This window comes from Flavobacterium psychrotolerans, assembly GCF_003097635.1.
GTDB classification, from domain to species: Bacteria; Bacteroidota; Bacteroidia; order Flavobacteriales; family Flavobacteriaceae; genus Flavobacterium; species Flavobacterium psychrotolerans.
The window spans coordinates 22,467-37,155 of sequence record NZ_QCZI01000009.1; the positions used below are offsets into that span (position 1 = coordinate 22,467).

Annotated in this window: 14 protein-coding genes; 10 read left to right on the forward strand and 4 right to left on the reverse strand. The window is 35.5% G+C overall.

The window, feature by feature from the left end:
- The 4 genes from DB895_RS08235 to DB895_RS08255 all read left to right on the forward strand — a co-directional run bounded on the left by DB895_RS08235 (nt 1) and on the right by DB895_RS08255 (nt 4,882).
- Entirely contained in the window at nt 1-459 is a 459-nt protein-coding gene (locus tag DB895_RS08235; protein ID WP_116724889.1) for a heme-binding domain-containing protein, read from the forward strand.
- Nucleotides 449-2,794: a multicopper oxidase domain-containing protein gene (locus DB895_RS08240; RefSeq protein ID WP_116724890.1), complete on the forward strand. Its 2,346-nt coding sequence runs from the start codon at nt 449-451 to the stop codon at nt 2,792-2,794. The genes DB895_RS08235 and DB895_RS08240 overlap by 11 nt, the downstream gene beginning before the upstream one ends.
- A gap of 1,410 nt (nt 2,795-4,204) precedes the next feature.
- Nucleotides 4,205-4,672: a DUF6943 family protein gene (locus tag DB895_RS08250; protein ID WP_243694647.1), complete on the forward strand. Its 468-nt coding sequence runs from the start codon at nt 4,205-4,207 to the stop codon at nt 4,670-4,672.
- 30 nt (nt 4,673-4,702) lie between these two features.
- Nucleotides 4,703-4,882, forward strand: a complete 180-nt coding sequence (locus tag DB895_RS08255; protein WP_116724892.1) for a hypothetical protein — start codon at nt 4,703-4,705, stop codon at nt 4,880-4,882.
- 259 nt (nt 4,883-5,141) lie between these two features.
- Here DB895_RS08255 and DB895_RS08265 read toward each other — a convergent pair whose 3' ends face one another.
- Genes DB895_RS08265 through DB895_RS08275 form a run of 3 tightly spaced genes read right to left on the reverse strand, consistent with a single transcriptional unit; the run spans nt 5,142 to nt 6,530 of the window.
- Nucleotides 5,142-5,345 (reverse strand): hypothetical protein, encoded by a 204-nt coding sequence (locus DB895_RS08265; protein ID WP_116724893.1) that lies wholly within the window; start codon nt 5,343-5,345, stop codon nt 5,142-5,144.
- Nucleotides 5,346-5,349: 4 nt separating this feature from the next.
- On the reverse strand, nt 5,350-5,772 hold the full coding sequence (locus tag DB895_RS08270; protein ID WP_116724894.1) for a DUF5675 family protein: 423 nt from the start codon (nt 5,770-5,772) through the stop codon (nt 5,350-5,352).
- On the reverse strand, nt 5,772-6,530 hold the full coding sequence (locus DB895_RS08275; RefSeq protein ID WP_116724895.1) for a hypothetical protein: 759 nt from the start codon (nt 6,528-6,530) through the stop codon (nt 5,772-5,774). The genes DB895_RS08270 and DB895_RS08275 overlap by 1 nt, the downstream gene beginning before the upstream one ends.
- A 1,034-nt stretch (nt 6,531-7,564) precedes the next feature.
- Between DB895_RS08275 and DB895_RS14280 the strand changes: the two genes are divergently transcribed.
- From DB895_RS14280 to DB895_RS08295, 4 genes are all read left to right on the forward strand, one after another.
- Nucleotides 7,565-7,708: an Arm DNA-binding domain-containing protein gene (locus DB895_RS14280; protein WP_166426952.1), complete on the forward strand. Its 144-nt coding sequence runs from the start codon at nt 7,565-7,567 to the stop codon at nt 7,706-7,708.
- A gap of 329 nt (nt 7,709-8,037) precedes the next feature.
- The gene (locus DB895_RS08285) at nt 8,038-10,422 is read left to right on the forward strand and encodes a TonB-dependent receptor (protein ID WP_116724897.1); all 2,385 of its coding nucleotides are present in this window, start codon (nt 8,038-8,040) and stop codon (nt 10,420-10,422) included.
- Nucleotides 10,423-10,427: 5 nt separating this feature from the next.
- Complete coding sequence (locus DB895_RS08290; protein ID WP_116724898.1) at nt 10,428-11,249, forward strand: DUF4249 domain-containing protein; 822 nt, start codon at nt 10,428-10,430, stop codon at nt 11,247-11,249.
- Nucleotides 11,250-11,546: 297 nt separating this feature from the next.
- Nucleotides 11,547-12,209: a thiamine diphosphokinase gene (locus tag DB895_RS08295; protein ID WP_116724899.1), complete on the forward strand. Its 663-nt coding sequence runs from the start codon at nt 11,547-11,549 to the stop codon at nt 12,207-12,209.
- Between the two features lie 88 nt (nt 12,210-12,297).
- On the opposite strand, the gene DB895_RS08300 is transcribed toward DB895_RS08295, so the two are convergent.
- Nucleotides 12,298-12,927, reverse strand: coding sequence for a hypothetical protein (locus tag DB895_RS08300; protein ID WP_116724900.1), 630 nt, complete (start codon nt 12,925-12,927; stop codon nt 12,298-12,300).
- 185 nt (nt 12,928-13,112) lie between these two features.
- Between DB895_RS08300 and nudK the strand changes: the two genes are divergently transcribed.
- Complete coding sequence (gene nudK / locus DB895_RS08305) at nt 13,113-13,697, forward strand: GDP-mannose pyrophosphatase NudK (RefSeq protein WP_116724976.1); 585 nt, start codon at nt 13,113-13,115, stop codon at nt 13,695-13,697.
- Between the two features lie 35 nt (nt 13,698-13,732).
- On the forward strand, nt 13,733-14,686 hold the full coding sequence (rlmF, locus tag DB895_RS08310) for a 23S rRNA (adenine(1618)-N(6))-methyltransferase RlmF (protein WP_116724901.1): 954 nt from the start codon (nt 13,733-13,735) through the stop codon (nt 14,684-14,686).
- Nucleotides 14,687-14,689: the final 3 nt, after the last annotated feature.

Here is a 14,689-nt window from a genome sequence, read left to right on the forward strand (position 1 = left end):
ATGAATAGTATCATCAAAAGAATAGCCGTCATAGGTTTAATTCTTTTTTTGTTGATACAGTTATATCAGCCTGCTCGTAATTTAGGTTATGAGCAGGATTTAACTGCAAATTTCACAAAAGTCTATACTGTTCCTAAAAATGTAGAAACAATATTGCGTACTTCTTGTTATGACTGCCATAGCAATAATACCAATTATCCTTGGTATTCTAATATTCAACCCGCACGGTTTTTTATGGAAAGTCATATCAAAGAAGGAAAAGAAAATTTGAATTTTAATGAATGGGGGAATTATAGTAGCCGTAAGCAAAATAATAAATTAGATAGAATTGCAAAACAAATAAAATCTAACGAAATGCCTTTGGCATCATACACACTAATTCATAAAAATGCAATACTCACACCTACTCAAAAAGTGGAAGTAATCAATTGGATAAATACACTAAAAAATGAGGAATAATTTTAGAATAACAATCATAATTCTCTTTATTGGATTATCAGGAACTGCCCAAAAAATAGTTCGATACGATTTATATGTTAGAGATACAATTGTAACTTTTGGCGATAAACCAAAACACGCCATTGCAGTAAATGGACAAATTCCAATGCCAACTTTAACTTTTACCGAAGGCGACATTGCAGAAATTTATGTACACAATGAGTTAAACGAAGAAACTTCAATGCACTGGCACGGTTTAATGTTACCCAATCAATACGATGGTGTTCCTAATTTGACACAAATGCCAATCAAACCCCATACAACATATTTATATAAATTTCCAATTATACAACACGGAACACATTGGTATCACAGCCACACAGGATTACAAGAGCAAATCGGAATGTACGGTTCATTTGTAATGCTAAAAAAAACCAATGATCCAACTTTTAGAAAAGGAATTGACGATTTGCCAACCGTTCCAATAATTTTGAGCGAATGGACAGATATGAAACCCGAAAACGTTCATAGAATGCTACACAATGCTTCCGATTGGTTTGCAATCAAAAAAGGAACTACTCAAAGTTATGCAGAAGCCATACAACAAGGTCATTTCAAAACAAAAGTGACAAATGAATGGAAACGAATGAACGCAATGGATGTAAGTGATGTGTATTACGATAAATTCTTAATAAATGGTAAAAACGAAAGTCAATTATCACACTTCAAAGCTGGAGATAAGGTGCGTTTGAGAATTTCAAACGGTGGCGCATCCACCTATTTTTGGCTAACGTATGCAGGGGGGAAAATTACTGTAGTTGCCAATGATGGTAATGATGTTGAACCTGTTGAAGTCGATAGATTAATTGTTGCAGTTTCTGAAACCTATGATGTAATTATAACCATTCCAGCAGATAAAACCGCTTACGAATTTTTAGTTACATCAGAAGACCGCACAAAATCAGCTTCTTTATATTTAGGTGATGGTATCAAGCAATTAACAGCTCCTTTACCCAAGTTAAAATATTTTGAAGGAATGAAGATGATGAATGGGATGATGAAAATGAATGGTGATTTAGATGATATGGGAATGCAGATGAGCCTCAATCAAATGGATATGAATGTAGTAATGTATCCCGAAATAACGGGTGAGCTAAAGAAAAAAGGCGACGATAAAATGGAAAATATGAATATGGAAGGAGATAAAATGAATGGAATGGAGATGAATAAAGAGGAAATGAAAGTTAAGGATGTAGACAAGAAGAAAAAAGCAGGTATGAATATGGGGGACCATAAAATGGAGGGTATGGACAATCAATATGATTCCAATGCACTTTCTGATATTGTAACCCTAAATTACGCAATGTTAAAATCGCCAACAAAAACTAATCTTCCTAAAGATGCACCAATAAGAGAATTGAAATTTGAATTGACAGGAAATATGAACCGCTATGTTTGGAGTTTAGACAACAAAGTAGTTTCTGAAGCGGATAAAATACTAATAAGAAAAGGCGAAAATGTCCGCATCACAATTCATAATAATTCTATGATGCGCCATCCGATGCACTTGCACGGACACGATTTCAGATTATTGAATGGCCAAGGCGATTATGCGCCTCTGAAAAACATAGTGGACATTATGCCTATGGAAACTGACACTTTAGAATTTAATGCAAATGTAAAAGGCGATTGGTTTTTTCACTGTCATATTTTATACCATATGATGAGCGGAATGGGTAGAGTTTTTACCTATGAAAATCAAGCACCAAATCCCGAAATTCCAAACCCAAAACTAGCACAACGAAAATTGTTTGCCGATGATAGAAAATTTCATTTTATGGCAGAAAACGATTTTGCAACCAATGGTAATGATGGCGAAGCAATGTATCAAAGCACTCGTTGGAGCATTGGCACAGAATGGCGATTGGGCTACAACGATCATCACGGTTATGAAACTGAAACCCACATAGGTAGATACATTGGCAAAATGCAATGGATAATGCCTTTTATAGGTTTTGATTGGAGATACCGTAAAATGGGAATAGACGAGCAAGAAAGAAATTTATTTGGACAAACGAATACCAAAGATAACAGAGCTGTTTTTAGTGCCGGAGTAAATTATACCTTACCAATGCTTATTATGGCACAAGCAGAAATTTTTACTGATGGAAATGTTCGTTTACAATTCGAACGAAAAGATATTCCAGTTTCCAAACGTTTACGAATGAGTTTAATGTGGAACACCGACAAAGAATATATGGCAGGATTGCGTTACATTGTAAAAAGAAATTTTGGAATAACAACTCATTATGACAGCGATATGGGAATTGGATTTGGAGCTAGTTTAAATTATTAATTTTTTATTAAAGGTTAATTTTAAAGTGTTTGTTGTAAAAGACAAGCACTTTTTTTATGTGAAATCCATTTAGATCATAACAAACATTATTCCACCATTAGTCTTGATTTATATTTATCTTAAAACAGTGTGCTTTTTTCGTTTGCTTGTAAAAAGAAAGTTTTACATTCCAATTGCCACTCCTTTGCCAACGCTCCAAAAGTTTTTGTACGCCCTAGAACGTTTACGGTTCAAAAGAAAATTTGATGGTAGGGCAACAAAAACTTTCCCCCAAGCTGTGTTACATAATTGAGTATTATAGTTCATTACAAAGCTTTTATATTGTTTTTTTGTTTTTGCAATGAAGCTATAATATCATTTATGTAAAACAGCCGCTCCACCCAACGCGCTAGCCAGTGGCTCCAGGACAACATTTTTTATTGCTTCCTCGCACCGGCCTGCAATAAAAAAATCCGTCCTTCACCACTGTCCTTAACAACGTTCGCCATTTCATAGGGAATTTTACGGAACTACCTGCTTTCAAGAACTTTGACGGTCACTGTTTTTAGCAACTTTGTGTTTAAATCGGTAGTATTTACATTGCTTTTATGAGTAAAAAAATGGCTTTAATCTGTAGTTGATTTGCCTATGGATAAAGCCATTTTTCTACCCATAAAACCAAAAAAGCCAGCAAGAGTGTGATTTTTTATTTGCCAGAACTATTGAAGTAATTGTTTTCACGATGGCCAAGATGCCATAACAATTTCGTAGAACATTCTTTGATAACCGAAAATTTAATCATTCCAAGAACGTTTCTGGCATCAAGCCATCATAAAAACAATCAGAAACACCCCAGTAAGCAAATAAAAAACCACACACTTGCCTGAGCTACTGCCTCATCGCACTAGGAATTATTTTTTCATTGTTTTTGTAAGTATTGAAAATCACTTTACAACATTTTCAATAATTAGAGAAATTTGTCAAAAGTAATTTTCAATACCCACAAAATCAACCCCAGGAAAGAGTATGAAACTTTAAAGCAGAAAAATAATCGGAATGGATTTAAAATTTCTTTTTTCTGCTTTAAAGTTTCATACCCTTTCCCAAGAACTTCCTTCTTTCGGATCAACTTTTTTAGATCCCATTTCATAAGAACCCCTAGGTTGAAAGGAAAATAAAAAAATAAATAAAAAGAAAGTAAAAGTAAGCTCCAGTTTCAAGAAAAGAAAGTTCAAGCCTTCGGTTTTCAATAAAATCTCCACCCTACATTTTCGTTTCGCATCAACATTTTTTTAAAATCAAATCTCCACTTCCGAACAAATCTATCTTAAAGACCCGGGTAGTATTTTTTTGAAAAAACTTGCTTTTCTTGAAACCTCCACTTAAGAGATGACTTTCTTTTTTTTCCTTTTTTCTTTTAAAAAATTTCATATGTGGCTTGTAGTAGCAAGGCGCATCATCTTAAAAACCGAAAGTATGCCAAATTTCATCATCAAAACGCACCACAAAGACACGCTGTACACCAAACCCCATTTATTCATACTTAACAAAGGGATGAACAGCGGAAAGCCACAAAAAGAGCCATTTACGAACAGTTTTGTGGTCATTTTTCAAAATGAGGAAGATTGCGAGAGTATTTATTTTGTGGCTTACAGCTTATGGAAAACCAAGTTTTGGCATCCATTTTTAGTTGGTTCTGTTATTCCATTTTTACGCCTTCCAGATTTCTCAAAAGAGTTTAATCCAAAAGCCAGTTTTATGATGCAGGAACACGAAGAACATCAAAAAAATGTCGCAGCTCTCAAGCTTTTAGAGCAAAAAGAAAAACAATTTCACGAAAATATCAACCTTATCAATGATTTAAGAAGGGTAATTCTGTATCGCTATTCCAAAAAATAAAAACCAATTTCTAACTTTAAATTTTCACTAATGAAACTATTTATTTTGTACCAAACAGACAATTGGAAATCCAAAGCATCAAGAATATGTTTTGGAATTTTCGACACCAGAGCAAAAGCTATTGACAGCGCAAAATGGCAAGATTTATACAACCACAATTCCGAAGTGGTAGTTTTAGAAGTTACACTAAATCTATTTGAAGAAGTTTAATTTTTAGCCATAAAAAAGCCCAATCCTTACGGTTTGGGCTTCAATATGGTCTAATCCAAAGGTCACCACAACTAGAATTAGACTATTTTTTGTGCTTCTTGATGAAAATTTTGAGTACCAAAGATATTAAAAAACTGACTATCGCCCCAAGTGTGGCAAGAATTATAGTTTTTAGCACATCTTCCGAATGTAAATTCGGCAAAACACTCAAAAATGTACCGCCAGCGGTACCCATTACAGTTGAATTACTGTGATCCATCTATTTTTCGGTTGTCAATTGGCTAACTGCCGAAATTACACCACCAGCAACAGCCAAATATCCTGCTGCCGAAGTAACAATGACTGGCAAAGCAATTGGAGCAGCCAAAACAGTTCCGCCAACGGCGGCCAATGCCAAACCAATATTTCGAAGCACTTTGAAAAATTTTGGAGTTGGAGCTTTCGCTCTTTTTACTACATTCATAAATTTATTTTTTTGTCATTTCCATTTGGGAATCTGATTTAACAATCAATTGAACACTTTCATTATTACTTAAAGCTTTATAAACCAAATCTTTTAATTTGGTAAAAGCTTTTCGAGACATCAGACCTAAACCTGGTCCTGAAAGTTTCGTTACTGGAGCAATACAACCATTCAATTCTCGCAAAGCATTATTGGCAGGATGAAATAGAATTAAACTTCTGTTTTTTACTTCCAAAACCTCCAAATGCCATTGAAATTTCTTGCTGTATCGCTTTTTTATAAAATATTTCCCTTCCGGAATGCAGGAAACTTTCGTTTCGTTATTCTTCCAAGGTAATTCAATGGTATTACAAATAAATTTACCCTCGCATTCGAGTTTACCATTCGTTCCATCGGGGAAATAAGTTCTAGTTATCGAGAGAACCATTATACACCGCTATCTACTTTTACAATCGATAATGGATTGTAAGAGCCATTTTTCAACGCATACATTTGACCATTTACCTCTTGGTAAAATTCCACTCCCAAAGCTAAAAACAAAGGTTTGGTACTGGCAGGAGTTACAGGATTTGAATGATTGATAGCAACTGATGCATTGATATCCCAAGGTAAAATAGCCGTTTCTGAATTTGAAGCAACAAAAGTTTCAGCTTCAAAATCAATTTCTGCACCTGCAGAAATAACTTTATAATGAGTGGCTCCACTAGGTGCTGCAATCATATTCAAAGGAACAAATGAAGCTAAATCAACAATAATATCACCCGTTACACGGTTGATAGTTGCCACAAAAGGAGCAAACAAGGTAGTACCTAGTTTTCCACCAATGTTGAATTCAAAACCTGCTAAAAGTTCGGCTTCGCCATCAATTACATTTCGCAATCCTCTTACACTAGTGGTATCAGCTTGGATAACTTTAACCATTTGCTGCGTCAAACGACTAACCATTCTGCTGTCCGCAGAATTCAAAAGCAAGGCTCTAAATGCTGTTCTCAAAATCTTCCCAGCTTTTCCCGCTCGACCAAATTCAGAACCATTTTCACGTGTTCTTTGAAACGCAGGATCGCTCGCAATTCTGCTCGCATCGATGCCTCCTTTTTCACGTGCTAAATGACCATCTTTGGTCTTGTAAAAAGTAATATCTCCGATAGTACCTTTTAATTTAATTATGCCTTTCTGTCTTGCCATAATTTCTAAAATTTAGATTAATAAATTGTCTAAATCATCTTTCTGTTGCAACATCTTCCGATTGATTTCTAGACAAATTTTAGCCAATTAAACAGAATAAAAAAGCAAGGACAGTTCCATATGTCGCAAAGCGACACAAATGGCTTAAATCAACATAAATACCTGTTTAAAAGCATCATAAACCGATATAAATTGCAGAAGAATTTTATATTTCAAAAAATATTACTTTTGTAGAACCTTAAACATTGCTTACTAGCAAGTATAAGCTAATCAAAGCCTAGTCAAAGGCATAGATAATGTATGAAAATTGAAAAACAGAGGATTTGCATTTATCCGAAAGACATACAGCGCATAACAGGAAAGAGTTATCGCCAAAGTACCAGATTGATGCAAAAAGTAAAAACTGACCTCAACAAGCTCGAAAATGAGTTCCTAACTATCGATGAGTTTTGTTTGTATGCGGGATTAAAATATGAACAAGTAGCTCACTTAATTTTTGGTTAAAATGCAGATAAAATACCAACTACATTTTTACCATTGTAGATAAACAAATCGTTAAATAACTAGTTCATTTTTTAGTCTTGATGCTTTAGTATTCAGATTATTATGCTTATATTTGACTACTTTGAATTTAAGATAATTGTATCCTAATAAAGAGGTGTCAGTCGAGGTGTCACTTAAATAAAATACTTTGCGAAGTATTGGTTTTATTGGTATCTTTTGTAGCAAACAAATCCCTCTTTCTCCGCGAAATAACTTTCAAAAGTTATCAAAACCTCGAAAATCATACGATTTTCGGGGTTTTTTCTTTTAACAAACTTCCAAAATATTCATTCTTAATCAAAAATCAAGAGACTAAATCGAGACCCTATAAAATTATCAAATTCTGGGTCTCGCTAAATTGACAGAATTATAGATTGTCAAACTACAGCAATAAGCAGTAATAGGCAGTTCAATCACTTCTTCAATATATGAACATCTTGTTTTGTGGCAAACCTTACAGTAAATTAATTCATAACTAAAAGGTTACCAAAATGAAAGCAAAAATCACATTGCATTTTTATGCAAAATCAACAAAAGCCAATGGAACAGGATTATTTCCAATTTATGTACGACTAACTGTCGACGGGAAAAGATTTGAGTACAGCACTAAAAAAATCATCGAACCATCAAAGTGATCGAATGAACTAAGCAAAATGAAAGGTAATTCAGAAGAAGCTCGTTCAATAAACAGCATACTTGACTTTACTAAAAACCGAATCAATGAAATCCAGTTCGAACTTTTAAAGGATGGTATCAATCCTAATTTTCTGATATTAATTTTACAATATAACTCTAATCAATAAAAGCCTATCCGTAATAAAACCTTTGCTTTTTACAAAAACCAATCTCACATCTCAACAACCTCTAAATCTATCTTAAAAAAAGCAATAAAATAAGAGTTAAAACGGTAACAAAGCCTAATTTTACGCGTCTTAAAGATTTCACAAAAACGAGACCTACTGATATGATTCTAAAAAAAGCATACATCCATGCCATTATAGCGCTACTCTTTTTTGGCAGTGCCTTTTCCCAGCAAAAATTTACTTTAAGTGGCACCGTTTCTGACAGCAAAAGCAATGAAACCCTAATTGGAGTAAACATCCTTATCCCCGATTTAAAAACAGGCATTACCACAAATGAATACGGGTTTTATTCCATTACCATTCCGGAAGGAAGCTATAAAATTCAGGTGAGTTATGTCGGGTATCAAACTCTTGAAAAAAACATCAATCTGGACAAAAACACCAAAATCAACTTCAACCTATCCGGAAATGAAGAACAACTCCAGGAAGTTCTAATTACCGATACAAGAAAAGCAACCAACATTCGCAAAGCGGAAATGAGCTTGAATAAACTCTCTATTGCTACCATCAAAAAAATGCCGGTGGTTTTGGGTGAAGTCGATGTTTTAAAATCCCTCTTGTTGCTTCCAGGCGTTACCAATGCTGGCGAAGGTGCCTCGGGATTTAATGTGCGTGGTGGTGGCGCTGACCAGAATTTAATTCTGTTGGACGAAGCCACTATTTTCAATTCCTCCCACGTTTTCGGGTTTTTTTCGGTTTTTAATCCCGATGCTATCAAGGATTTAAAATTATACAAAGGCGGCATTCCGGCACGTTTTGGGGGCAGGGCTTCCTCGGTGTTGGACATTTATCAAAAAGACGGAAACAGCAATAATTTCCATGTAAATGGCGGTATCGGATTAATCTCCAGCCGAATATTAGCCGAAGGGCCAATCGTAAAAAACAAAGGTTCGTTCCTTATTGGAGGAAGAAGTTCCTACGCCCATTTGTTTTTGAAACTTTCAGAAAAACAAAAGGACAATGCAGCCTATTTTTATGATTTGAACGCCAAGTTCAGCTACAAACTCAACCCGAATAACAACTTATATTTGTCGGGCTATTTTGGTCGTGACGTATTCAGTTTGGCCAAAAGCTTTACGAATATCTACGGGAATTCTACCTTAAATTTGCGATGGAACCATCTGTTTTCTGACAAGCTGTTCTCTAATCTATCCTTAATTTACAGTGATTATTACTATGGATTGGATTTGGATTTTGTAGGTTTCAAATGGGATTCGGGCATCAAAAACTACAACATCAAATACGATTTCAAAAACTACATCACCGACCATTTTAAATTGAATTTTGGTGTGAACGCCATTTATTACGATTTCAATCCGGGAACAATAAAACCGTCCGACGCCAACTCTGGAATCAATTTTGGGCAATTGGAAAAGAAAAAAGCATTCGAACCCGCCATTTATATAGATGCCGAACAGGAAATTTCCAAAAAAATAGCGCTGACATACGGTTTGCGCTACAGTCTCTTTTATCGTTTGGGGCAATCAAATGTGAATGTTTATGAGAACAACAATCCTATTACCTTCAACCCAGAGTTGCAACTTTATGAAAAAGCTACGCCTATTGGCACCACTTTCTTCGGAAAAAACAAAACCATTGCCAATTTCAATAATCTGGAGCCGCGAGCAGCATTGGCCTACCAAATCAACGAGAAACAATCGGTAAAGGCAAGTTACAATCGCATGGTGCAGTATTTACAATTAATTTCGAACACCTCATCGCCTACTCCACTGGATGTTTGGACTCCTAGCGACAATTTCATAAAACCACAAATTGCCGACCAAGTGGCTTTGGGTTATTTCAGAAATTTCAACAACGATGCCTATTCGCTGGAAGTGGAAACCTATTACAAAAAAGTAAAAAACAGACTCGACTATATTGATGGCGCTAATTTGATTGCAAATAATGCCATCGAGCAAGTAATCCTCAACGGGCAGTTGCGATCCTATGGTTTAGAATTGATGTTCCGAAAAAATGAAGGGCGATTTAACGGTTGGGTTTCCTATACCCTGTCTAAATCCGAGCAACAAACACCGGGAAGAACAGCCATTGAAACGGGTATCAATAATGGAAATTGGTACAACTCCGTCTATGACAAACTGCATAATGTAGCCGTAACTAGTTCCTATAATTTAAACAAAAAATGGAGTTTTGGGGCCAACTTTGCACTACAAACCGGACAGCCCGTGACCTACCCTAACGGGCAATACCAGTATCAGGATATTATCATTCCGAGTTATGGGTTAAGAAATGAAAACCGTTTGCCCGCTTACCACCATTTAGATATTTCAGCCACTTTAAGCCCGCACAAAAACGAGAAAAGAAACTGGAAGGCAGAATGGGTTTTTAGCATATACAACCTTTACAACCGCAGAAACGCAGCCTCGATTAATTTCAGGCAAAATGCAGATACCGGAAATAATGAAGCGGTACGAACTTCCATTTTTGGGATAGTTCCCGCAGTCAGTTATAATTTTAAATTTTAAGCATCATGAAAAACTTATATGTACTGGTGGTACTCCTAACGGCACTTTTCTTTAACGGTTGCGAAGACGTGGTCAATGTAGATTTGAATTCGGCTCCGCCTAAATTGGTGATTGATGGGGCAATCAACTGGCAAAAAGGGACTTTGGGGAATACCCAAACCATCCGCTTAAGTACAACCTCAGACTATTTCAGTAGTGCAAAACCAACTGTTTCTGGTGCCACAGTGTTTGTTAAAAATAGTGAGAATACTGTTTTTACCTTTGCGGAAACTTCCAATACGGGCAATTACGTATGCACGAATTTTATTCCGCATTTGAATGAAACGTATACCCTTACCGTTGTTAGTGCTGGACAAACCTACATGGCAACAGAAACATTAACCTCAATTGCACCTATCAAAAATATTGTCCAAAACAACGAAGGGGGCTTTACGGGAACTGACATAGAAATTAAAGCATTTTATACCGATCCCGCAAATGAAGAAAATTATTATTTGTACAAATACAAATATCCAAACCAAATAAAATCAGGGTATTACGTAGATGATGACACGTTTTTTCAAGGCAATGATTTCTTTAGCCTTTCGCAAAACAATGACATCAAAGCGGGCGATCAAATAGAGATTTCGCATTTCGGAATTTCGAAAGCCTATTACAATTACATGAGCGTTTTGTTGAGTATTGCAGGAAACACCGGTGGCGGTCCATTTCAGTCTCCTCCGGCAACGGTGCGGGGAAACATCATCAACACCACGAATTTTTCAAATTATGCTTTGGGATATTTTAGATTGTGCGAAGTGGAAACTAAAAACTATACCGTTCAATAGGAACAATTCCAAATGCATTTCGGGAGCTTTTTCCGGCTATCCATTACAAAAAAACAAGACAACAATCGGTTTTCTAATTCCTGCAAGGAGCTTCTTCTGGTCGCTCTTGCAGTAAAAGAAAACCAAGGATTCTTCCCACTGTTTTGTTTTCCATTTCTATACTGGCTACTGGATTCCGGATTTAGATTATAGTGAGGTCCATCTTTTAGGGTCGGATAACGATTTTAAATTTTAGATTTTTCATACATTTACAACAAAACGGAAATCAAGAATCAAAACTCCTAAATCAATACGCTAATGTCATCCCATCATATCGTTCGCGACGACCAAGAACCCGCTTTAATCATCGCCAACGGCGCTTCCTGCCAAGAGGAATTATTGGGCCAATTGCTGGAATGGTCGCCATTAGTCATCGTATTGGATTCTGCCATAGAAAGAGTCATCAACTTAAACATTAAAGTAGACGTGGTTTTGGGCGACTTTGACAGAGGTTTTGACCCACATGAATTTTTAAAATCTCAATATCCGATAGAAATTGTTCATACACCAGACCAAAACAAAACCGATTTGGAAAAAGCATTTGATTATCTCATAGAAAGAAAAATCCCTGCGGTAAACGTGGTTTGGGCAACTGGAAAACGCGCCGATCATACCATTACAAATCTGACCAATATTATCCGTTACCGAAATGAATTAAAAATTGTCATTCACGATGACCACTCAAAAGTGTTTTTACTGCCTAAAAAATTCGAGAAATGGTATCCTGAAAATACTCCAATTTCTTTGATTCCCATAGGGCATGTTACCGGAATACATTCTGAAAATTTATTCTATCCCTTAAAAAATGACAGCCTGACCATTGGTTACCGAACCGGAAGCAGCAATCACGTCACCCATGACGGCATCGTAACTATTATTCATAACGAGGGAGATTTACTGATGATGGAATGTATGGATTAAGCATAGATACTCCATAAATAGTGTATGAGTAGTGTATAAAAAAATAGGCCACATTGGATAAAAGGGCTTGCGAAAAAGTGGGGTAAAACTATTCTTTTACAATAATTATGGTAGCCTTAAAGCCGGTTGCCAGATTCCATTGATTGGCAGAAACAAGCATTCCTTGGTCATCATACACCTTAAACTCGGCTGTGTTAGGTCCGGAATAGCCTTGATTTAAAGCTTCAAAATCAATTTTATTGAATCCTTTTTCTAGGTTAAGTTCAAAACCTTTGAAGTTGCCTTCCAAAAAAACACGGGATTGAACCTCTTTGTCATTGACTAAAACCCGAATTAGATCACCATCCACTTCACCAAAATCGCGATAGCTTATTTTTACAAAAGTTGATCTGCTCTTAAAATCACCCAAATATTCGTTTTTCCTAAATATTTTAGACTCGTCTTCTCCTACTTTTCTGTTCAGTTTTTCTTTATAAATATCCCCAGGATTCTTGAAATTGTTGGGATTCGTAAACTGCAAAGTATTGGTCTCCAATATAGATTTAGAAGAGGTAATGGGCTTGGTATTTAATTTAAATACTGATGGAGCAGCTATACTTGGAGTGATTAAATTATTCCCAACAGGTGCAAAAGAATTTTTCTTATTAAGAAACTCATTTTGAGCAATACCGTCAAACGAAAAACCAATTATTATTAGGATTAAAAATATCCATTTCATGCAATACCGCTTTATCCATCCCAATCATGTATTAATAACAAGAAAAAAGATTTTATTTTAGTCGATAAAATTAATCTATTTACTAAAAACCCAATAGATTTTATCATTTTTTTATCATTTTGAAAAGAAAACAATTTTCAAGTTTACAATTCGTTATATTAGTAACAAAATTAGTGGTTCATCCTATGACAAATCCAAAAATAAAAATTATAAAAAGCGAAATCCTTTCTGACAATTGGTACACCTTAAGGAAGATAACATACGATTATCAAAATAAAGAAGGGAATTGGGAAACACACTACCGGGAAGCGTATGACAGAGGCAATGGTGCTACTATTCTACTCTACAATAAATCCAACCAAACCGTTATTCTTACCCGTCAATTACGAATTCCGACCTATTTAAACGGAAACGAAACCGGCATGATGATAGAAGCTTGTGCAGGGCTTCTGGACACCGACAATGCGGAAGATTGCATCAAAAGAGAAACGGAAGAAGAAACCGGATATCGGGTAAGCGAAGTACGAAAAATCTTCGAAGTTTACATGTCTCCGGGTTCCGTAACCGAAATTATTTATTTTTTTGTGGGAGAATATTCCAAAGACATGAAAGTTAACGAAGGCGGTGGTTTAGACCACGAACAGGAAAATATTGAAGTTTTAGAAATGCCTTTCGAAAAAGCGTTGCAAATGATACCTTCCGGCGAAATAAAAGATGCTAAGACCATCATGCTTTTGCAATATGCTAAAATCAACAATCTACTCATTTAACTTTTTTCTAAACGTTTTCTTATCTTTGCGCCATTATGGAAAACGAAAAACCAAAAATCATCGTTGAAAAAATCAAATTACATCCAAGGAACCCGAACCGTTTTGGATATAATTTTGAGCAATTAACCGAGATTTGCCCAGAACTGAAAGATTTTTTCTCTATCAACGAACATGGTGTCCAAGCATTTGATTTCAGCAATCCTAATGCTATAAAACTCCTGAACAAGGCATTATTAATTAAGCATTATGATGTTAATAATTGGGATATTCCTGAAAATTATTTATGCCCTCCCATTCCCGGCAGATCCGATTATATTTATAACATAGGCGATTTATTAGCTTTAAGTAATAATGGTGTCATTCCGGAAGGTGAAAATGTGCAAGGTTTAGATATTGGAATTGGAGCGAATTGCGTTTATCCAATTATTGGAAATTCCGTTTACGGATGGTCATTTGTTGGAACCGATATTGATGAAAACGCCATTCAAAATTGCAAAAAAATCATTGAACAGAATCCTAAATTAATAGATGTCATTAGTTTACAATTACAAATAAACTCGCGTCATATTTTCAAAAATATCATTTTACCCGAAGATAAATTTGCCTTTACAATTTGTAATCCTCCTTTTCATTCCTCGAAAGAAGAAGCTACAATGAGTAACATTAGGAAAATAAACAACCTCCAAAATACTAGAAACACAAAACCACTTTTGAATTTTGGGGGTCAAAATGCCGAATTATGGTGTGAGGGTGGAGAAATTGGTTTCATTACGCAAATGATTTACGAAAGTGCCAAATATCCTATGCAAGTGCTTTGGTTTACAACATTGGTTTCTAAAAAAGACAATCTGAAGAGTATTTACAAAACGTTGAATAAAGTTGATGTAGTTGCCATAAGAACCTTTGAAATGGCTCAAGGACAAAAGAAAAGCCGCATAGTTGCCTGGACTTTTTTGAGTGAAGCTCAGCAAAAAAACTGGAAGTTTTAAGTT